Origin of the sequence: Vibrio cholerae ATCC 14035, assembly GCF_000621645.1 — a bacterium.
Taxonomy (GTDB): Bacteria; Pseudomonadota; Gammaproteobacteria; order Enterobacterales; family Vibrionaceae; genus Vibrio; species Vibrio cholerae.
Window position 1 is genome coordinate 359148 of sequence record NZ_JHXR01000001.1, and the last position, 21102, is coordinate 380249.

General features: G+C 47.0%; 19 protein-coding genes. 9 read left to right on the forward strand and 10 right to left on the reverse strand.

Going from position 1 to position 21102, the window contains the following annotated elements; translation table 11 throughout:
- Positions 1–22 precede the first annotated feature (22 nt).
- Complete coding sequence (gene cqsR, locus T411_RS0101755) at positions 23–2227, forward strand: hybrid sensor histidine kinase/response regulator CqsR (RefSeq protein WP_001007835.1); 2205 nt, start codon at positions 23–25, stop codon at positions 2225–2227.
- 335 nt (positions 2228–2562) lie between these two features.
- A complete protein-coding gene (locus T411_RS0101760; RefSeq protein WP_000647492.1) occupies positions 2563–3015 on the forward strand; it encodes an L-alanine exporter AlaE in 453 nt (150 codons plus the stop codon).
- 119 nt (positions 3016–3134) lie between these two features.
- Here T411_RS0101760 and manA read toward each other — a convergent pair whose 3' ends face one another.
- Both manA and T411_RS0101770 read right to left on the reverse strand, forming a co-directional pair.
- The gene (gene manA, locus T411_RS0101765) at positions 3135–4355 is read right to left on the reverse strand and encodes a mannose-6-phosphate isomerase, class I (RefSeq protein WP_000192148.1); all 1221 of its coding nucleotides are present in this window, start codon (positions 4353–4355) and stop codon (positions 3135–3137) included.
- Between the two features lie 61 nt (positions 4356–4416).
- Positions 4417–6318 (reverse strand): fructose-specific PTS transporter subunit EIIC, encoded by a 1902-nt coding sequence (locus T411_RS0101770; protein ID WP_000609957.1) that lies wholly within the window; start codon positions 6316–6318, stop codon positions 4417–4419.
- Between the two features lie 371 nt (positions 6319–6689).
- On the opposite strand from T411_RS0101770, the gene T411_RS0101775 reads away from it, so the two are divergent.
- Positions 6690–7529: a helix-turn-helix transcriptional regulator gene (locus tag T411_RS0101775; RefSeq protein WP_000575422.1), complete on the forward strand. Its 840-nt coding sequence runs from the start codon at positions 6690–6692 to the stop codon at positions 7527–7529.
- On the opposite strand, the gene T411_RS0101780 is transcribed toward T411_RS0101775, so the two are convergent.
- Both T411_RS0101780 and T411_RS0101785 read right to left on the reverse strand, forming a co-directional pair.
- Positions 7521–8300, reverse strand: coding sequence for a PTS sugar transporter subunit IIA (locus T411_RS0101780; RefSeq protein WP_000972038.1), 780 nt, complete (start codon positions 8298–8300; stop codon positions 7521–7523). The genes T411_RS0101775 and T411_RS0101780 overlap by 9 nt on opposite strands.
- A gap of 8 nt (positions 8301–8308) precedes the next feature.
- Complete coding sequence (locus tag T411_RS0101785) at positions 8309–8608, reverse strand: PTS fructose transporter subunit IIB (protein ID WP_000706152.1); 300 nt, start codon at positions 8606–8608, stop codon at positions 8309–8311.
- 216 nt (positions 8609–8824) lie between these two features.
- Here T411_RS0101785 and T411_RS0101790 point away from each other — a divergent pair, with 216 nt between their 5' ends.
- Positions 8825–10690, forward strand: a complete 1866-nt coding sequence (locus tag T411_RS0101790) for a fructose-specific PTS transporter subunit EIIC (RefSeq protein WP_000355517.1) — start codon at positions 8825–8827, stop codon at positions 10688–10690.
- A 74-nt stretch (positions 10691–10764) separates the two neighbouring features.
- Here T411_RS0101790 and T411_RS0101795 read toward each other — a convergent pair whose 3' ends face one another.
- The 3 genes from T411_RS0101795 to exaC form a co-directional block, all read right to left on the reverse strand.
- Positions 10765–12168 carry a PTS fructose transporter subunit IIBC gene (locus tag T411_RS0101795; protein ID WP_000105924.1) on the reverse strand — a complete coding sequence of 468 codons (1404 nt, stop codon included), beginning with the start codon at positions 12166–12168 and terminating at the stop codon, positions 10765–10767.
- Between the two features lie 11 nt (positions 12169–12179).
- On the reverse strand, positions 12180–12620 hold the full coding sequence (locus T411_RS0101800; RefSeq protein WP_000627275.1) for a PTS sugar transporter subunit IIA: 441 nt from the start codon (positions 12618–12620) through the stop codon (positions 12180–12182).
- Positions 12621–12952: 332 nt separating this feature from the next.
- Positions 12953–14473: an acetaldehyde dehydrogenase ExaC gene (exaC, locus tag T411_RS0101805; RefSeq protein ID WP_000638581.1), complete on the reverse strand. Its 1521-nt coding sequence runs from the start codon at positions 14471–14473 to the stop codon at positions 12953–12955.
- Positions 14474–14756: 283 nt separating this feature from the next.
- Between exaC and T411_RS0101810 the strand changes: the two genes are divergently transcribed.
- Positions 14757–16517 (forward strand): sigma-54-dependent Fis family transcriptional regulator, encoded by a 1761-nt coding sequence (locus tag T411_RS0101810; RefSeq protein ID WP_001176923.1) that lies wholly within the window; start codon positions 14757–14759, stop codon positions 16515–16517.
- Positions 16518–16613: 96 nt separating this feature from the next.
- On the forward strand, positions 16614–16829 hold the full coding sequence (locus tag T411_RS0101815; RefSeq protein WP_001076091.1) for a VF530 family protein: 216 nt from the start codon (positions 16614–16616) through the stop codon (positions 16827–16829).
- A 10-nt stretch (positions 16830–16839) separates the two neighbouring features.
- On the opposite strand, the gene T411_RS0101820 is transcribed toward T411_RS0101815, so the two are convergent.
- Both T411_RS0101820 and T411_RS0101825 read right to left on the reverse strand, forming a co-directional pair.
- Positions 16840–17547, reverse strand: a complete 708-nt coding sequence (locus tag T411_RS0101820) for an SDR family oxidoreductase (protein ID WP_001028258.1) — start codon at positions 17545–17547, stop codon at positions 16840–16842.
- Positions 17544–18929, reverse strand: coding sequence for a DASH family cryptochrome (locus T411_RS0101825; protein WP_000037642.1), 1386 nt, complete (start codon positions 18927–18929; stop codon positions 17544–17546). Before T411_RS0101825 ends, T411_RS0101820 begins: the two co-directional genes overlap by 4 nt.
- Positions 18930–19069: 140 nt before the next feature.
- Between T411_RS0101825 and T411_RS0101830 the strand changes: the two genes are divergently transcribed.
- Positions 19070–19465 (forward strand): thiol-disulfide oxidoreductase DCC family protein, encoded by a 396-nt coding sequence (locus T411_RS0101830; protein WP_001039504.1) that lies wholly within the window; start codon positions 19070–19072, stop codon positions 19463–19465.
- Positions 19466–19588: 123 nt separating this feature from the next.
- Entirely contained in the window at positions 19589–20062 is a 474-nt protein-coding gene (locus tag T411_RS0101835; protein ID WP_000410960.1) for a LabA-like NYN domain-containing protein, read from the forward strand.
- Here T411_RS0101835 and T411_RS0101840 read toward each other — a convergent pair.
- On the reverse strand, positions 20054–20257 hold the full coding sequence (locus tag T411_RS0101840; protein ID WP_001080338.1) for a DUF2986 domain-containing protein: 204 nt from the start codon (positions 20255–20257) through the stop codon (positions 20054–20056). The genes T411_RS0101835 and T411_RS0101840 overlap by 9 nt on opposite strands.
- Before the next feature lie 629 nt (positions 20258–20886).
- Here T411_RS0101840 and T411_RS0101845 point away from each other — a divergent pair.
- Positions 20887–21087: a helix-turn-helix transcriptional regulator gene (locus T411_RS0101845; RefSeq protein ID WP_001114736.1), complete on the forward strand. Its 201-nt coding sequence runs from the start codon at positions 20887–20889 to the stop codon at positions 21085–21087.
- Positions 21088–21102: the final 15 nt, after the last annotated feature.

A 21102-nucleotide genomic window follows, 5' to 3' on the forward strand; every position in this document is an offset into this window, starting at 1 on the left:
ACAAAAAATAATTCAGTTGGTTATGGCTATTCGCTCCTCGCTTAAAAAGAAAAGTATTCTAGCGCTGACCATTTATTTGGCCTTCTTCCTTGCGATTGTAGGAACGCTGAGTTATTGGGGGCTTGAAGTCCCATTTAGAAAAGAGCTGAAAAATAATCTAGCCCTGAGAGCGGAGTTACTGGCTACCCAAATTCGTGAGCCATTGAATAACTCGATAGGGGTTCTGCAGAGTCTTACCAGCATTGGCAAAAGCGCAGCCGATAAGGAAGAGCAAGAGCGCATGCTGCGCTCACTATTTTCTGTTGTTGGCGGAGTGATCATTAGCGGCGGGTTGTGGCCGGAACCCAATCTATCGGCAACTGACCCCTCACTACGATATGACAGCTTGTTTTTTAATAAAGCAACCGATGGACAGGTTGACCAACTGAGCTCATGGAATAACCCCAAAGCCGGGGGGTATGACCGAGAAAGCTGGTACTTGGCTGCAGAACGTGAAGCCGAAGGGCTCTATTTCTGGTCACCTGTCTATGTTGACCCCTATACCCGTGTGGAAATGATCACGGTCTCGACCCCTTATTATCGTAACGGTCAGTTTGCGGGCGTTGCTACCGTTGATCTCTCACTTGAAAGCTTAATCCAATTCGTTGCTGCGACAGCAGAGCAGTACAACTTAGGTGTGAATCTTAAAGATGCCTTTGGGGTTGAGGTCGTCTCACATAACTTCCGCACTTATGATAATGCGTTGGTCAGTTACTATAGTTTTGGCGAGTTCAATTGGCAGATTGAAGTGGTGAATGCTAATCAGCATGTCGATGAAATCATCTTCGACTTAATTATCAACATCGAAAAAGGATTGATGCCGATCCTGCTGCTCTGTGTGATGGTGGGGTATTTTTTAATTAGCCATTATTGGATCCGCCCAATTGTCTTAATTGCGAAAAAGGTGAGTGAGTCGAGAGAAGGTGAAATCATCGATATTCGGTACAAATCTCAGGATGAGATCCGCCATCTTATTGATACGTTTAACCAAAAAACGATTTACTTAGAGGCAGAGAAAGTCAAAGCTCAGGCCTCGACCAAAGCAAAAAGTGCATTTTTAGCCACGCTCTCTCATGAAATTCGAACGCCGATGAATGGCGTGCTCGGTACCGCGCAAATCCTATTGAAAGATGAATTGACCTCTAAGCAGCGACAGCACTTAACCAGTCTCTACGAATCGGGCGAACATATGATGTCATTGCTCAATGAGATTTTAGATTATTCAAAAATAGAGCAAGGCAAATTCGAGTTGGATCACAGCGCATTTCCGCTCAAATCGATCATCGGCAGCATCAAAAGTATCTACTCCAGTCTTTGTGTTGAAAAAGGACTGAAATTCCAACTGAACTCAGAAATTACCGATGGACGATGGTACTACGGAGACAAGGCGCGTTTGCGGCAAATTATCTTCAATCTGCTTAGTAATGCGGTGAAATTTACCGAAGCAGGCTTTGTCGCAATAGGGTTAAGTGAAGAAAGCTGTGACGAAGAGAATTACTTGATCATCAAAGTGCAGGATACGGGGATCGGCATCGCGCAAGAGTCGTTAGGGCGTATCTTTCGACCCTTTGAACAGGCGGAATCACACACAACACGGCGTTTTGGTGGTACAGGCTTAGGCTTGGCTATTGTTAAACAGATTGCGGAATTAATGAATGGCACTGTTTTAGTGCAAAGTGAAGTTGGGCAGGGTTCTTGTTTTAAGGTGAGAGTTAAATTAGCGATTACCGAACCAGTAACCGAAGATGTGAAACCTACTAAAGCCAAAACGTATCCCGGTTTACGGGTGCTGATTGTCGAAGATAACCGTACGAACATCATGATTCTGGAAGCTTTTATGCGCAATAAAGGTTTTGAGTGCCATAGCGTGATGGATGGTGTACAAGCGATTACCGCGTTACAGGAAAGCTCATTTGATCTCGTTTTAATGGATAACCACATGCCGTTAAAAGATGGCATCCAAGCCACCAGAGAAATTCGTCAGTTGCCACTGCCGCAAGCCAAGATACTGTTGTTTGGTTGTACCGCAGATGTTTTCAAAGATACCCGGGATAAAATGCTCTCTGCAGGGGCAGATGACATTATCGCTAAACCCATTGCAGAGCATGAGCTAGATATGGCGCTTGAACAACACTCAGAGCGCTTGTACCAGTTTCATCGCGAACCATCTTTACCATCGGTAGAGTAAATCACTCTGTTTCTTCCTTCTTTCTTTCCTTTCTTATGCGTGTGGCCAAGTTCGGCTGGCAAGAAACTGTCTCACCGTGCTCAGCGTGATGTAATAAAATTACCAAACGTAAACTTAGAAACCGATGTTTTGACTAAGAACGCGTAAAAGTAGCTGTAGATGCTATTTTAATTACTTTTTTTGGTTTTTTATTTACCGTGCGAGTTTAAAAACAAAGCCTAAAACTGAATTTTGTATGGTTTAATAGTTCCATAAACTGCCAATTTGGAATTATGGCAGTGACATGTTTGGTCATGGTTGCAAAATTGTAGTGATATATTTTATAGGGGATGTAAATGAAAGCTCGTGGTCCGTTTTGTATTCGTCATGCAGCGGCTGATACTTTTGCGATGGTCGTCTTTTGTTTTGTAACAGGCATGATTATTGAAATTTTTGTGTCAGGAATGACCTTTCAGCAATCACTCGCTTCCCGAACCCTTTCCATTCCCGTTAATATCGCGATTGCTTGGCCGTATGGTGTGTTTAGAGATTATGTTCTTCGCCAAGGGCGCAAAATTTCCCCAACCGGTTGGATGAAAAATCTCTCCGATCTCGTGGCTTACGTTCTCTTTCAATCGCCAGTTTATGCCGCCATTCTCTTCACCGTAGGTGCTTCTACCGATCAAATCATTACTGCTGTGGCCACCAATGCATTGGTGTCGTGTGGAATGGGGGTGTTGTACGGCTATTTCCTCGATATGTGCCGCCGCTGGTTTAAAGTTCCGGGCTATACAGTATCTGAGGGTTAATGCGGTTAAACATTTGCCCTGTTAACTGCCCCTCCATTTAATTTGGCCAATTTCAGTTATTACCCTAAATCGAGCAATCGAATCTTGGGAATAAGTAAAACTGGCCTTTTGGGCTAATGCTAGGCGCTAAAAGCTCTTGCCACACGACCATTACACTCAATGGTGTACTGCTCAGCATAAGCCGGAATAAAGACAGATTGTCCTTTTCGTACAAGGCATTGCTCACCATTTGCATGTCGCAATATCATTGAAGAATCGAGAGGCAGCACAACTTCTGCACTCTTAACGCCGATAGTCTGCTGAGTCGTAGGTGGGATGATGGCAAATTTAAAATCGGCAACTGGGATCGGATATTGTTCACACCCTTCAATGACTTCAGGCTTAAGGCGTAGTTGTTCAAGTGGCTTATGTTTGAACTGAGTACATGCCACCAATTCATCAATATCCATGTATTTTGGTGTTAAACCCGCGCGCAACACGTTGTCGGAGTTGGCCATAATCTCAAGGCCTGTTCCGTGTAAATACGCGTGCGGCGTTTCTGCGTCTAAAAACATCGCTTCACCTGGTTGTAAGGTAATCACATTGAGCATCAGAGGAGCGAATAAACCAATGTCATTGGGATATTGGTTTTCCAATTCGACGATCAGCTGGAAAAGAGGCAGATCAATCTGCTTAGCTTGAGCCATCAAAGCTTCAAGCGCACGGTTTTTGGCTTCTCCCTGTAATGAGAGTAACCCTGAGAAAAAGTCTCTGAGCCCTTGTTCTGTCGGATTTGATTGGAATACGTTAACGAGAGGCTGGATCTCATCTATCGATAACTCAATAAAGTAGTTAAGGATTTCCTGATTGGCACGAAAGCCGTTCATTGCTTGGTACTCGGTGAGCGCATAAACCAATTCGGGTTTGTGATTGGGGTCTTTGTAATTTCGTTGAGCAGCCGTGAGCGCAATGCCTAATTGTTCCTCTTGGGCGAAACCTCGTTCCGCTTGCTGTTTGTTCGGATGGACCTGAATGGAGAGGGCTTTTTCCGCCGCCAAAATTTTAAACAAATAAGGGAGTTCGCCGAACTGCCGCGCGGTATATTCACCCAAAATCAAGTTTGGATTTTGCGCAATAAAGTCGGAAAGTTGAACGATTTTGCCGTTAATGGCTATACCGGAGCAGCCATTAGGATGAGCGCCCATCCATAGCTCTGCTTGGGGGTCATCGTTTGGGTTTTCGAGTTCAAACAACTGCTGCAAAGCGGTTTTACTGCCCCATGCGTAGTTTTGGATAGGGTTGGTCATCGGGAAGAATACTGCCTCTGGTAGGGCTGCATCCTGAGTCGGAATCTGAGTCATTGTCGTCACCGTTAGAAAGATGGCTTGAGTGGAACCTCAAGCCATAACGAGGAAGGGAGAATTAAGCCGCAGCGGCTTCAAACTTTTGTGAGCGGATTTTTTTGAGCGTCACACAGGTGATGGCGGTGACACCCGCACCAGCCGCCATACAAAGTAGGGCAAGCAGTGGGTAGTTCATTGCGCCAAGCAGGGCGACTACGGGGCCACCGTGAGCCACACTGTTGGTGATGCCAAAAGAGAATGCCATGACAGCGGCAACCATAGAGCCCAACACGTTGGCTGGAATGACTGACATTGGGTCTTGCGCCGCAAAAGGAATCGCGCCTTCAGAGATACCGACTAAGCCCATTGCGCCTGCGGCTTTACCTGCTTCAAGCTCAGAAGACTCAAACAGTTCGAGCTTACGACCCATCGCTGTTGCGAGTGCCATACCAAGTGGTGCAACGGGAATCGCACAGGCCATCGCACCCATAAATTGAGTTTGGCCGCTGGCAATCATGCCTACAGAGAATAGGAAAGCGACTTTGTTGAATGGGCCTCCCATATCAAAGCCTGCCATGCCACCGAGTACGATGCCGAGCAGAATAACGTTGCCGGAACTCATGCTAGTCAGTAGAGCAGTGAGGCCATCCATCAGGCTCGCAATGGGAGCGCCAATAACGAAAATGAACAGACCAGCGATGAACAGCGATGCCGTGATCGGCGCGATCATGATCGGCACTAGGGGTTGGATAAACTTGTGATAGTTAATGGAAGTAATCCACTTCACGAAATAACCGACCAAGAGACCCGCAATGATGGCACCGATAAACCCTGTACCTGCGTCAGCACCATAAAAAGAGCCGTTATTGGCAATCCAGCCACCAATCAAACCGGGAGAGAGCGCAGGGCGATCGGCAATGGCGTAGGCGATGTAGCCGGCAAGGATGGGAATCATCAAGGTAAAGGCCACTACGCCCACTTCAAGGATTTGGTTCCACATACTGCCCGCTGGAATGGCCATACCCGCTTCAGTTGGCTCACCACCCACCGCGAGAGCCAGTGCAATTAAAAGCCCGCCAGTTACCACAAATGGGATCATGTGCGAAACGCCATTCATCAAAAAGCGATACAAATCCGAGCGAGCTTGTGAGGCTTTGTTTGCCACCGATTGAGCCTTAACCGTTTCAGCTTGATAAGTTGGCGCCCTTAGCGCTTCATTAATCAGCTTTTGTGCATCACGAATTGGCGCTTTCACATTTGTTTTGATGAGGCGTTTGCCGGCAAAGCGTGCCATGTCGACTTGTTTATCACAGGCGACCACAATCGCTTCAGCGCGTTCAATTTCTTCCGCACTTGGGCTATTTTTCACCCCAATCGAGCCATTGGTTTCCACTTTGATCTCAAAACCCAAAGCCGCCGCGCCTTTTTCCAGTGCTTCAGCCGCAAGGTAAGTGTGAGCAATACCTGCCGGGCAACCGGTAACACCGATAATCAGCCCTTTGCTTTCTGCTTGGTTTGCAAGAGGTGTAGGCGCGGATTTTTTCAGCAGTAATTCTAGTGCTTGCTCTGAGTTTTTGGTGTTGAGAAAAGCCTCGATAAAACCTTCTTCAATCAGTTTGGAAGAGAGTTCGGCCAGCACTTCAATGTGGTGGTTATCGCCGCCATCGGGGGAGGCGATCATGAAAAAAAGCTTGGAAGGCAAACCATCTTCTGCGCCATAGTCGATACCCTCTCGGCTGACACCAATTGCAACAGCTGGTTGAGTCACCGCTGCACTTTTAGCATGCGGAATAGCGACACCATCTTCAAATCCGGTATTACCTAACTCTTCACGAGCTTGAATATCTTTTAAGAATGCCGCTTTATCTGAAATTCGCCCTTGGGCATGTAGAATATTTATCAGTTCTTCAAATACGGCTTGTTTGGAATTCGCTTGCAGATCAAGCTGAATTAAATCGGCATTAATCAATTGGTTGATCATAGAGACCTCTGTACATTTTATTTTTATGTCAGAGTTATTCTTTAATTTTTTTATTTTTCTTATTAGTGCAGAAATAAAACATTCACTAGAGGATTGTAACTCTATTGGTTTGGTGTGATTTAGATCTCGTAGCGTCTATTGGGGTAGTGAGGCCAATTTTAAGTAATGATTGTAGGTTTAACTCATTAATTTTCATTTAGTTATATTATGTTTGTTGTTATTCATGGTGGAGGTTTGTGCTAGAGAATTGGTGTTAAAACTGGATTATTGTATCATTCTGTCTTGAGTGTGATGTTGCTCAAAGAGACTCAATGGCATTCGGGGTATATCTGACGTTAATAAAAGTGCGATGACGAAGTGAGGGTTTACATATGATATTTGATGATTTGATTTCCTCGGTGCTTAATGAGCGTGAATCATTTCATCATATTTGGTTTGCGGGTGATTTTCATACACCGCCTGAATTCAGTTATCAGGTGAATTTTCCACGCTTAGAATTGGTCTTAGGTGGAGAGTATATAAATGAAATGGAAAGTCATGACCGTAAAGTCACGAAAATAATTGCCAAAGCCGGAGATGCGATTTTTATTCCCGCTAACTGTTGGAATAAACCGAACTGGGATACCGATTGCTCAGTGTTGAGCATGTTATTTGGACGCCGCCAACTAGGACTGAGTTTTGTCAGTAAGCGCAAAGGCGAAGCCAACTTTTATGATATTCAAAAGCACAGTATCCAAACGCGCTCAGGGTTTGCTATTGATAACATCTTAGAAGCGCTCAGCTCATTGGCGCGTGAGAATTATAAAAAACCGATGGATGAGCTGTTGCTGCAAGCTCTCCTTCAATATACCCAGACGATGTTGAATGCGCCGACAGAGCAGCCACAAAACCGAGTGCAGGATCTCTACCAAGGGATCTGTATCTATATCCAAGAGAATTTTCACCGCCCGATCACGCGAGAAAGTATTGCTTCGCGTTTTAGTATCTCTGCCAACCATTTATCGAGGCTGTTTCGCCAGCAAGGGCATATGACCTTGGCCGATTACATTACGTGGGTCAGGGTTGATAGAGCAAAATTTATGCTGAAAAAGTACAATTTTAAGCTCAATGAAGTGTCGCTACGTTGTGGGTTTAAAGATGTGAATTACTTCTGCCGCGTTTTCAAAAATCGTACAGGCCGTACACCAACGGATTATCGTGCTTCAATTTAACAGGCGTGACATCGCGTACATCAGTAGAGCTTGTAAATCAACGCCGCTGCGTGTCAGTAGTAAACGTTCTACCATTTGATCGCACAGTAAATTTCGGGTCAGGTTGGTTGCGGTAATGATTTGATCTCGATTGGGCTTACTCGGCATCACCAAAGCAATCGCTAAATGCACCTCTCCCATTTGAGAGGCCCAATCCATCGCCTCATCATTCTTAATAACGGCAACCGCAATGTGTTCTATGTCTGCAAACATCACATGGGGAATAGCAATCCCAGGAGCTACGCAGGTGGAAGAGCGTTCTTCACGTTTGATAAAAGCCAAAATCAACTCATCGGGTGAAACGGGGTAGATCAGTTGCGCTAACCCTTTCAAACACTCAAATTTGGTGAGTTCAGTGTGGGCTTTGGCATAGTGCCATTTGACCTCACTCGGCGGGCATATTTGTGGCAGGCGTTCGGCGAGCAGGCTAGAGAACTCATAGTTGATTTTGGAGCCCACGACAGTGTAATGCGCAGAAAGCATGTCTTTAATCACGAAACAGGCGAGTTCAGCATCAATACCGATGGCGGTGATTTGGCATAAATCACCTTCTTGTAATCCCACCTGCAATACCGCGAGAGATTTGGTGAGTTCAGCACTGCGGTTTCTGGTGATGTTGATGATATGCAGGGTGCTTTTGAACTTACGCGCAACGCGAGACAGCGGTTGGGCAACATGGACGCTGGCATTCACATCATTCACCAAGAAGGTGACTTGGAATTCATGCATCATGCCAAGGATCAGCGACAGTGGACGAGAAAGACTTTATCGACATTGAGTAGCACTTCTTCGATCGAGAGCTTCACCACCTTCATCCCTTCAAATCGTGCAGGCTGTTCGATGTCGATATCGGAGACGATCAACACCTTATCGGCATGGGAGAGGTCATAAGGTGTGAGAGGATTCTCGATACCCATCGCACCTTGAGTTTCCACTTTGATCTGCACATTGTACTTTGGTGCGGCTTTGGTCAAAGCATCGGCCGCCATATAAGTATGAGCAATGCCCGTTGGGCAGGCGGTGACCGCAACAATTTTCATGGAAATCCCTCATTGTTATTTTTGCGGCGATAGTAACATAGCGCTTGGCAAATACTCCGTTTTCGGCCAAGACCCAGTTCACAGTTCAAATCGAATGTTACATTAATCCAGTTATTGCATCTTTTGTCCTGTGTCTTGAAAGAGTATCGCTCGTTACTCTAGCGAGGCGCATCGGTATGGCAATGCCAATTCAAACAACAGTAAGGTAAAACAATTGTGGATATTACCCATCTGATCGAACCTGAAATCATCTGTTTAGATCTAAAAGCCAATAACAAAGAAGATGTTCTGATTGAGCTGGTTGAGTTGCTCGATAACGCAGGAAAGTTGACCGATAAGCAGCAATTTTTAAACGACATTTGGCGACGAGAAGAGATCGGAAATACAGGGTTTGAAGAAGGAATAGCCATTCCACACGCCAAAAGTGCTGCGGTGGCGTTGCCTGCAGTCGTCGTGGGTATTAGCCGCCAAGGGATCGATTACGGTGCAGAAGATGGTCAGCTTTCTGATGTGTTTTTTATGCTGGCATCACCGGATGGAGAAGATCATCACCACATTGAAGTATTGGCACAAATCTCCAGTAAATTGATTGAAGAGGGATTTGTTGAACAGCTCAAAGCCGCAGAAAGTGTTGAGCAGGCACTCGCCCTTTTTATTCACCCACAGCACTCAACATTAAGCTCTACACAGGTAATGGATTATGCCGATTACCAGCCGCTAAGCCCAATGGCACAAAGATTAGCTCGCGTTAAAGAGCATCTATTATTTGGTACCTCTCACATGATGCCGTTTATCGTGGCGGGTGGGGTATTACTCTCGCTTTCAGTGATGATGTCTGGTCACGGAGCGGTGCCAGAAGAGGGCGTGTTGGCGGATATCGCTCAAATGGGTATTGCCGGTTTAACCCTATTTACGGTGGTATTGGGTGGTTATATCGCTTACTCGATGGCAGATAAACCCGGTTTGGCCCCCGGCATGATTGGCACCTGGATTGCGATAAACCAATATCAAACCGGCTTTATTGGCGCGATCATCGTGGGTTTTTTTGCAGGCTTTGTGGTTCGTCAGCTGAAAAGAATCGCTCTCCCCGACAGCATGAGTTCGCTGGGTTCCATCTTCATCTATCCGCTGGTGGGGACGTTTGTAACCTGTGGTGCTGTGATGTGGTTAATCGGTGCACCGATTGCCAGCAGTATGCTGTGGCTCAATCAATTTTTGGCATCGATGGCCGATTCCGGCAAAGTGGTGCTCGGAGCGGTATTGGGGGCGATGACTGCCTTTGACATGGGCGGCCCAATCAATAAAGTCGCCACGCTGTTTGCCCAAACTCAAGTCAACACCCAACCTTGGCTAATGGGTGGGGTGGGGATTGCCATTTGTACCCCACCATTGGGGATGGCGCTTGCGACCTTATTGTCACCAAGTAAATTCAAACGGGATGAACGTGAAGCCGGAAAAGCGGCAGGCATCATGGGTATGATTGGCATTAGTGAAGGGGCGATTCCGTTTGCCGCCGCTGATCCCGCGCGCGTACTCCCTGCAATTATTGCGGGTGGTATTGTTGGCAACGTGATTGGTTTTCTCTTTCAAGTGCTCAATCATGCCCCTTGGGGCGGTTGGATTGTGCTGCCCGTTGTGGACGGCAAGTTAGGGTATATTCTTGGCACTATCGCCGGTGCATTAGCCACGGCACTGATTGCTATTGCCCTGAAGAAAACGGTGCATGAGCAGGACAATGAGCAGGGGCAGTCACTTGCTTTTTCATCGGTTATTGGAGAAGGGCAAGCCGACATTCTTGCCGTCACCTCGTGCCCTTCTGGCGTTGCTCATACGTTTTTAGCGGCTAAATCACTTGAAAAAGCCGCCTGTCTGGCGGGAGTGAAAATCAAAGTAGAAACACAAGGCGCCAACGGTATCATCAATCGAATCACGGCCAAAGATGTGCAACGAGCGAAGCTGGTGATCTTTGCGCACGATGTGGCGATTAAAGAACCAGAACGCTTCAAGCACATTAAAGTCATTGACGTGACAACGAAAGACGCGATTTTAAATGCCGCGGCATTGGTGCAGATAAAGCGATAACATTCTGAATCACTACACTTGAGATAGAAAATGAGCCCTTTGGGGGAAAGGGCTCTGGGGGAGGAGCTTAAGGTTTAAGCTTGGATAAGTTCGGCGGCTTTTTTCATCGCCTCCTTGGTCGAGCATTCGATGACTTTCGCGTTGGCAAAGCGGTGAGCATCTTTCACTTGGATATCGTGAGCGAGGATAACTAGCTTCGCGTTTGCGACATCTAGGTCAGTGATGCGGTTTTTAATGCCATTTTGACCTTGCGTTTCGACTTTGATTTTGCTGCCAGCGGCTGCGCCTGCTTTCTCAAGTGCTTTGGCTGCCATGAAAGTGTGTGCTACACCAGATGGGCAACAGGTGACAGCAACGATATCGTACTCGCCTTCGCCGGCTGCTGGAGCCGCTTGAGCTTGCGTTGGTGCAGCTTCTGCGATTTCGTCTTCCACTTCTTCTTCCGCGACTGGTTTCCAGAAGCCAACGATGAGTGCAGTGGTGAGTGAGCCTAGTGCGATACCTACAACGTACATTGGAATGTTGCTTGATACCGGTGCTGTGATGAGACCGCCCCAAGGAGCATGAAGCAGAACGTTAGTCAGGAAGCCAAACACACAGCCAACGATACCACCAGCAACGATGGAAGGAAGCACGCGCATTGGGTCATTTGCTGCGAATGGGATAGCGCCTTCAGAGATACCGATAGAACCCATGATTGCTGCTGCTTTACCTGCTTCTTGTTCTTGTTTGGTGAATTTTTTCTTGAACAGGAACGTGGCTAGCGCCATGCCGAGAGGAGGCGTACAGATTGCGATGCCCACACCACCCATTAGCCATGGTTGAGTATCCACTTGAGTTTGAGCGAATAGCGTTGCGACCTTGTTGATTGGACCGCCCATATCGAATGCCGTCATACCACCAAGAATCGCACCTAACACCACTTTAGAAGCGCCAGCCATAGAAGCTAGGAATTCGTTCATAGACGCCATGAACAGTTTGATTGGCTCACCGATACCCCATAAAACGATGCCTGCGGAGATAAGTGTACCGATAAGTGGGTAGATGAAGTAAGCGCCCAACGCAGTCATGTTAGCCGAAAGAGGGATCTTCTTAAGTTGGAATACCACACCACCGGCGATGAAGCCCGCTACGATACAACCAAGGAAACCGCCGCCCATATCCGCCATGATGCCAGAAGAGATCATCGCTGGCGCAAGAGCTGGTTTGTCTGCAATGGAATAACCGATGAAACCACCCAAAATAATCGGGAACAGCACCAGACCTTTAATACCGATATTGGAAATATCCGCTAATAAGCCATCGGCAGGAACGGCACCTTTGCCGGATGCCATTACCGCAAGTGCCAATAATACGCCGCCAGCAACAATAAATGGCAACATATGTGAGGTGCCAAATAAAAGGTGGCCTTTCATGGTACTGAGGAGTTTTTTGAAATTGCTACTATTATTGGTAGCTTGAGCGGTTAGGGTACTCATAATTTCACGCCTTATGATTGAATTGAAATATTAAGGATCTGATGTTCATTTTTTGCGTTATGAATATCTTCAATAAATTCTTCGCTAAATTTTCCGAATAATTCTTGAAGAACATAAATATGGTGGTCTGCGCCGTTGTCGGGAGAGGCAATCATGAAGAATACGGTCGGTTTGATGCCTTCTTCATCTCCATATTCAATGCCTTCGTGCTTTACACCAACAGCGATGGCAGGTTTTGTAACGGCTTTACTTTTTGAGTGTGGGTAGGCGATGCCGTCCATTGACGTGACACTTAATCTTTCACGTATTTCAATGTCGTTTAAAAAATCCTCTTTGTTACTGATGCGGTTATTCTCAAGTAACATTTGCGCCAATTCTGCAAAAACTTCATTTTTACTATTTGCTTGAAGATTGCCTTTAATTAAATGGATGTTGGTGAGCTCGGTGATCATTTATTGGCTCATAAAGTATTTAACTGATGAGCTAAAATTAATGGATGTCGAGTTTTACTGAAATAGCAAAAATAATTCACTCACTATAGATTTGTACCACACATGATTAAGTGTGATATTCATCGTTATATATCTTTCCTTCTTGAAGTGGCAGCGGTGTTGGCTACGTTCGTTCACCTCAATCACATCGTTTATCTATGCTCATCGGGATTAACTAACAGGCTGTTTCCCTACAACGCCAATTCGTAAAAACATTGGAATGGATCCAAAATGAAAAACCCAGCTTCGCTGAAACGAGGCTGGGTTTGGGGTATTAACTGAATATTAAGCTTTTAGAAGAAACCGAGAGGATTCACATCGTAGCTGATCAGTAAGTTTTTGGTGTTCTGGTAGTGGTTCAACATCATTTTGTGGGTTTCACGCCCAATACCCGATTTTTTATAGCCACCAAAGGCCGCATGCGCGGGGTAAGCGTGGTAACAGTTGATCCAGATCCTGCCTGCTTGAATATTTCTTCCCATACGGTAGGCGAGGTTTTGGTCACGAGTCCAAATACCTGCGCCGAGGCCGTATTCGGTATCGTTAGCCAATGCCAACGCTTCGGCTTCGTCTTTAAAAGAGGTAATGGCAATCACAGGACCAAAAATCTCTTCTTGGAAGACTCGCATCTTGTTGTGGCCTTGCAGTAGGGTCGGCTGAATATAGTAGCCTTGACCGAGTTCCCCTTCCTGTTTGGCAACGCCACCACCAAACAGCACTTTTGCGCCCTCCTGGCGGCCAATATCTAAGTAACTCAAGATCTTGTCAAACTGCTCTTGAGATGCTTGAGCCCCTACTTGAGTAGCGGTATCCAGTGGATTGCCTTGTTTGATGCCTTTCGCCCGCTCCGCGACTTTGGCCACAAAGCGATCGTAAATTGACTCATGAACCAGAACGCGAGAAGGGCAAGTACACACTTCGCCTTGGTTGAAAAAGCCCAGCAAAGTACCTTCGATACATTTCTCTAAATAGGTGTCTTCGTGGTCAAAAATATCTGGGAAATAGATATTAGGAGACTTCCCACCGAGCTCTACGGTTGATGGAATTAAACTCTGCGCCGCACATTTGAGAATGTGTTGACCCACTTGGGTTGAGCCCGTAAACGCCAGTTTGGCAATACGTTGACTGGTGGCCAAGGCTTGGCCTGCTTCACTGCCAAAACCGTTGACCACGTTGAGCACGCCTGCTGGGATGAGATCGGCGATTTTTTCGATCAACACCAAGATCGAAGTAGGGGTTTGCTCGGCAGGTTTGAGTACCACACAGCAGCCTGCAGCAAGGGCTGGCGCTAACTTCCACGCTGCCATCAGCATTGGGAAATTCCAAGGAATGATTTGTCCCACCACTCCGATTGGCTCAGGAAAATGGTAACTGGCCGTGTGGCTATCGAGCTCAGCGGCGCTGCCTTCTTGAGCACGAATACAGCCTGCAAAATACCGGAAATGGTCAACCACCAGAGGGAGGTCGGCCACTAGAGTTTCACGCACAGGTTTACCATTCTCCCAGCATTCCGCTACCGCAAGCTGCTCTATGTTTGCTTCAATCCGATCAGCAATTTTCAGTAGCAGGTTAGAGCGCTCAGTCACACTGGTTTTTGCCCATGCTTCACGCACTTGATGTGCGGCATCTAACGCCAAATCAATATCTGCTTGGGTTGAGCGAGCGACTTGGCAATAAACCTGTCCATTGACGGGTGAAATATTACCAAAGTATTCGCCACTGACAGGTTTAACCCATTGGCCGCCAATGAAATTATCGTAATGGCTCTTGAAGGTGATAACGGCGTTGTCACTACCCGGTTGTGCATAAATCATAACTCGTCCTTTTGTTTTCGGTTTGGGTGTTACACAGTGTCGAAATGCACTGCTTTATCCCTTTCCTACTTGAAGTGGCAACTCCAAGTGGTTCGGGTATTCCAACGCGATAACGCAAATCACAGGCCAACATAAATGAACTTGTTGTTAATCTTGTGTAACGCTATGGTTAACAAAAGGATCGCAAGTAACAGACAAGGTTGCCGTACTCGATTGGATGATGTGTACGAGTGTTCAAGTGTTACAAAATGACACACCCAGAGTGTGAGGAAATGGAACAGTGATGCAACTTCAACAGCTTAGCCATGTTAATTGGCTGGTGAACTCTTGGCAGCGTAGTGAACAGGCGGGGTTGACCCAGCAGAGTCGTGCGCAAGATATTCGCTTGAGTGACAACAAACTTAAGGAGCGTCGCCAAGAGCTCGCGGGGCTGATTGACACGGTCAGCCGATTTGCACTACCGCTGTTCTACCAACTGTTTGCACACAGTGACAGCCGTTTAATTTTGACCGACCAACACGGCGTGATCATCGGCAGTTGGGGGCAAGCGAGATTTCGTGAAAAACTGAGCCAAATCGCGCTAAGCTCCGGCGCATGTTGGCAAGAGCCGATCAAAGGTACCAACGCTATTGGCACGGCTTTGATTGAGCAAAAACCCATTTCGGTGATTGGTGAGCAGCACTTTATTCAGCATCATCACTTTATCAGTTGTTCCGCGAGCCCGATTTTTGATTACACCGGACAGCTGATCGGAGTGTTAGACATCACCAGCGAGCAGCAGAAACACACGCTTTCAACCCAAGTTGTGGTGCAGAATATGGTACAACTGGTTGAAAATCAGCTCCTTAACCAGATACCACATGGCCATGTACGAATCGATCTCGCCTGTGAACCCTCGTTACTGAGCAGTGGCTGGCAAGGCGTAATTATTGCGGATGAATCGGGCCAGATATTGGCGCATAACCAAGTCGCAGGTCAGTTATTAGCGCAAGGCAGAGTGATTGGTCAATCGGTGGAGCAGGTGCTGCCACGGCCACAGACGCATGCATCATTTATCTATACCACCACACCGCTCCACTCCAAACAACATCGTACCCGCGCGTTAACCCCCGCCAGTGATCTGCATTTTGGGGATGCGGAGGTGGAGCGCTGTTGGCAACAGGCTAATCGGGTAATTGATAAAGATATCCGCTTGCTGATCCTTGGCCAAACTGGGGTGGGTAAAAATGAATTTGTTAAAGCGCTGCACAAAAATAGCCAGCGTAAAAATGGTCCTTTAGTCGCGGTAAATTGTGGTGCGCTGGCCAAGGAGCTGGTGGAGGCGGAGCTGTTTGGCTATGTCGCTGGCGCCTTTACCGGAGCCAGTCATAAAGGTTACCAAGGGAAAGTGCGTTTAGCCGACAAAGGCATTTTGTTTCTGGATGAAATCGCTGATTTACCTCTAGATGCGCAAAGTCGCTTACTGCATGTGTTGCAAGACAAAACCGTGCTGCCGGTGGGTTCTAATCACGCCACCAAAGTCGACATTCAGATTATTGCTGCGACTCACAAAAACCTTGAACAGTTGGTCACACAAGGGCTGTTTCGCCAAGATCTCTACTACCGACTCAGTGATTTGGTTGTCGAGCTGCCCAGCTTCCAGCAGCGTCAAGATAGACAAGCCCTAATCCACCATATTCATCGCCGCTACAGTGATGCTGGCCAACAAATCTGTGGTGACTTGATGCAAAGGCTACTCGCTTATCACTGGCCGGGTAATTTACGCGAGCTAGATAGCCTAATCAAAGTCGCGAGTTTGATGGCCGAAGGCGAGGGGGTACTCACTTTCAATCATCTGCCGACACATCTTGCCCAAAAACTCAGCCACGCGGCGCCTACCGCTACGGAGGATGATCAACAGAAAGACATCAAATCCACGGTAGAAGCATCCTTACTCAAGACCTACCAAGCAACGCAAGGCAACATTAGCCAAACCTCGCGTTTGCTTGGGCTGAGCAGAAATACCATCTATCGCAAATTGAAAGCGCTGGGGATACTGAAGTAAGATTGGCGGCTTCACGTTACCAAGGGTGGGCGCAGCTTCATCGCCTATTCCCATTTTCTGCCTGATGAAAGGCAGATTTTCACAGAGAACCCTCTAATGAACCAACAAGTTAACAACCCGCTACACGGCCTAAGCCTAGAAAAAATCGTCACTCGCTTGGTGGAGCATTATGGCTGGAGTGGGTTACATCAGCGTATCAACATCAACTGCTTTGCAAATGACCCATCGATTAAATCATCGCTCAAGTTTTTGCGTAAAACTCAATGGGCGCGCGATAAGGTTGAGGCGCTGTATCTATCCACCTTTAGCTAATCCCTACGCTTTACCAAGGCAGCGTCTGACCATCGTAGGCATAAAATCCGCCGCTTTGTTCAGGCGTTGCCGCTGCAATCAAACCAATCAAATCGTGCGCAACACGGGCGGGGCTGAACAGTTTATCTGGGGCAACATTGCTGTGAAACGGCGCTGAGAGTTTGGTGTCGGTCGTGCCGGGATGCAGTGCCAACACCACCCCTTTTTTCAGTGAGCGTTGCCATTCAATCGCTAACGTTTTCAGCAGCATATTGAGCGCCGCTTTCGATGCTCGATAGCTGTACCAACCGCCGAGTTGGTTATCACAAATACTGCCGACCTTGGCGGAAAGCGTGGCAAACTTGGCCGCCTCACTCTGCTTCAGTTTGGCGGTGAAATGCTTGGCAAGCAGTAGGCTAGGCAAGGCATTGTGGATCAGGTTGTAGAGGAAAAAATCCGCATCTAAGGCATTGAGGTTCTTTTCTGGTCCTTTACTTGCTGTATGCAGTACGCCGACACAGTTGATAAGCCAATCGACTTGGCTAAATTGCTCACTCAGAGCTTGTACCTGCGCTTCTTGGGTGGCATCGAGTGCGTGCCAAGTCAGCCGCGGGTGCTGCCACGTCGGCGTAGTACTATGGTAAGTCGCATGCACGTTGGCCTCACTAAAACGGTTCAGCGCTTCTTGCACCATCGCCAAACCAATACCGCCGCTGCCACCGATGATCACGATATTCATGATGAGCTTTCCTTATTTTGAGGATGATGGATAAGAAGATACGCGCTGGCGGCGATTGGCCAGTCAACCATATCGACACTGTCGAGCGCCAAATTTTCGAGAGCATTTAGCTTGTCACAAGCCGTTCCGCACCATTTGGCAACGAACTCGCCCTTTGGATCGTAAGTGTGCGCCTGTTTTTCGAGGTTGAATTGCCGCGAGCCGCGTGGGTCGGCTCCGACTCCCGCCAAATATTGCCAGTTGCCCCAGTTGGATCCGACATCGTAATCCACTAACTGGGTTTCAAAATAAGCGGCACCATAGCGCCAATCTAAACCTAGTTCGTGAACTAGACAGCTGGCGACTAACTGTCGACCACGGTTGGACATGTAACCCGTTTGATTCAGTTGCCGCATACAGGCATTCACAATGGGGAAAGGCGTTTCTCCGTGCTTCCACTGTAAAAAGCGCTGCGCATAGAAACTGGTGAGCGGTTTTTTCTCGCCAATCCCAGAGAAGCGAAACAGTTTTGCGCCATAGCGCCGCGCGTACCAGTAAAAATATTCACGCCACAGTAACTCAAAGAAAATCCAGTAGGTGGAATCGTTCGCGCCATGTACAGCTTCATAACGCTGCAACATGGCATAAATGGTTTTTGGCGAAACCGCGCCGAGCGCGAGCCAAGGCGAAAACTTAGTGGAATAATCCATGCCGTCTAACCCATTGCGCGTCTCTTTATAGCGACTGGGGAGCAGGGAGGAGAAATAGTTTTGGCAATGCGTCAGCCCTGCTTGCTCACCACCGACAAAGGCGCTGTGATTCGGCTCGGTAACAATATCCATCAAAGGCAACTGCCAGCCTTGCTCAATGGGTGGCAAAACATGCGGATAGCCCATCGGCGCAGAGAGGGAGATCGTTTCTACTTGCTTACGAAATTGGGTAAAGGTGCTCGGTAGCGCCTCAAGTGCAAACGGCAACTGCGGCTCACTCAATAAGCTGTGCAGAGCTTGCTGATGGATGTGCACAGAAGAAAAGTCCTGATGAATGCGCGCGATAGCTTGGCGTTCATCTGAGCCCGCCACTGCATCCACATAAATATCCGTAATCTCGACTTGAGTCAGTAGATGGCGCAGCGCTTGATAGGGCAAAAGTGGCGTCACCCAAAGCTTTTGGCCTAGCGTACTGAGCGAATGATCTAAGTCAGCCAAGGTTTGGTTGAGAAACCTTTTTTTGGCTTCGCCCCATTGTGTTTGCTGGGCGTAGCGCGCCAAAAATGGCGTAATCGAGGGATAACAGTACAAACAGATCAAGCGATCCACTTGCTGCGAGGCTTGCTCAAGTAGCGGGTTATCGTTCACTCGTAAATCGTTGGTAAACCAGTACAGGCCAATTTTTTTACTCAAGTTCCACTCTCAATACCGATGATGGGGTTAATGAGCGTTTATACGGTCAAAGGGATTGAGCGATCATGCGGTAATGGGATTGATCCTCGAAAAGAGAGTGTGCGTAACAGATTGCAATGATGAATCTGAGGTCAATAGCCATGAATAAGCCAGATCTGGTGATCTTTTTTGATGGACAATGTCCGCTCTGTTGTAACGAGATGCGCGCATTAAAAACGGCGGATCACCAAGCACGAATTTTGCTGGTGGATGTGCATGATACGGATACGATGTCCTGCTACCCATCGATCGATAAACAACGTGCATTGTCTATCTTGCACGGTATCGATCAGCAAGGACAACTTTTATATGGCTTAGATGTGACAGTGCTTGCATGGCGTTTGGTCAACCGACATCGCTGGCTTTTCATTACTCGTATGCCGATTTTAAAGGGGATCAGTGACCGAATGTATCTCCTATTTGCCAAACACAGAATGCGCCTCTCGCGCTGGTTTGGCCAAACCCAATGCCAAGAGGGGGTTTGTCAAAAGAAATAGATTTGGTGACTTTACCTCCTAACTACAGCCCCCTAATCGCTTATATATGAATTGATTTTTAAATAACGGTGTAGAATAAGTGCGGCGTTGAGCCTTGAATCAAGAATTACTAAGTAGGAATCAATGGAAAAAATTGCCATTTTGGTGGATGTACAAAACGTGTATTACACCTGCCGCGAGCAATATGGCCGGCACTTTGATTACAATCAGTTTTGGTCGCAAGTGACGCAAAATCGCACGGTAGTGAAAGCCAATGCCTATGCGATTGCCAGTAAAGATCCGCAGCAGAGGCAATTTCATCATATTTTACGAGGGATTGGCTTTGAGGTGATGCTAAAACCTTTTATCCAGCGCAGTGATGGTAGCGCGAAAGGGGATTGGGATGTCGGGATTGCCCTTGATGGCTATGAATTAGCTCAGGAGGTAGACACCGTGGTGCTCGTTTCTGGGGATGGTGATTTTGAACCTTTGGTGACCAGAATTGCGCAACGCTTTCAGGTTAAGGTGGAAGTGTATGGCGTGCCGAAACTGACCGCGCAACATTTAATCGATGTCGCCAGTCAATTTCACCCGATTGAGCATCGTCTATTACTGTAATGCGCTATTGCTAAGTGAGGGCTCAGTAGGTTTTGCATCGCTGGTTCCAAGCTCGGGATTCGCTTCTTGTTTTGCCGCGAGTTTAGCCCGCTCCGCTTTAGAAATATAACGAGGCTTGTTGCTCGGGTGCAATTTCGCATGTTGCTTTTTAAGGCGTTTTTGTAATGTCTGATTAATTTTCTTTTTACGGTTCATCGGGTTGTGCTCGAAACAGGATGATTAGGGAGTTTCCCTGCGATTGGGCACTGTCGCTGTGTTGGTGCAATGCTCAGTCGTTTGGGTATAGATAGCAAAAAAGACGCCCTAAGGCGTCTTTTTCTTGAATGTGGCGGGAGTGAGACCGCACACTTTCTCAGTTAACGCTTTGATTTATATTAATTTAAAATTTTACATTTGTAGCTAGTATTACCATAGGTATTACTTTGTGCATGACTTGACAATCATGCACAAAAATTTTTCCCCTTTGACGATTCTCATGCCGCTATTGCAATGCTCTTCTCACTCTTTCTAGAGATACCTGCATTTTCGGTGTCAGCTTTTCTACTCTACCGTCATCGCAGGATTAGCAACGATTCTAGCGCAGGAGTTTATCATTGTTTCAGTAGTTACCCTAGAGCTCTCCTTGCTTTAAGTGGTTGCGGTGTTAGCTATGCTTCATTTGTAACAATTACACCAATTATCTATCTTGATGGGAGAGTATGAGTACAACCTCTTGCTCTAACCGTATATACAACTCCAAGTGGTTGATAGGCAATTGCACTTAATCAAAAACTATTCAGACATATGTCATCTTCTTGCAACTAACCAACCTGAGAGGTGTGAATATGCCAGAGAACAACATTCGTTTGATCCGCTTTCGAGAAGTGCTAACTATGACTGGTTTGTCACGCTCTAGTTTGTACCGATTTATTGAAGAAAACCAATTCCCGCCCCAAGTTCAACTGGGTGGTCGTGCTGTAGCTTGGGTAGAAGGCGAGGTGCAGGAGTGGATTGCTCAACGGATCACCAATCGTCGAATGGATTAGTGAAATCCATTTTAA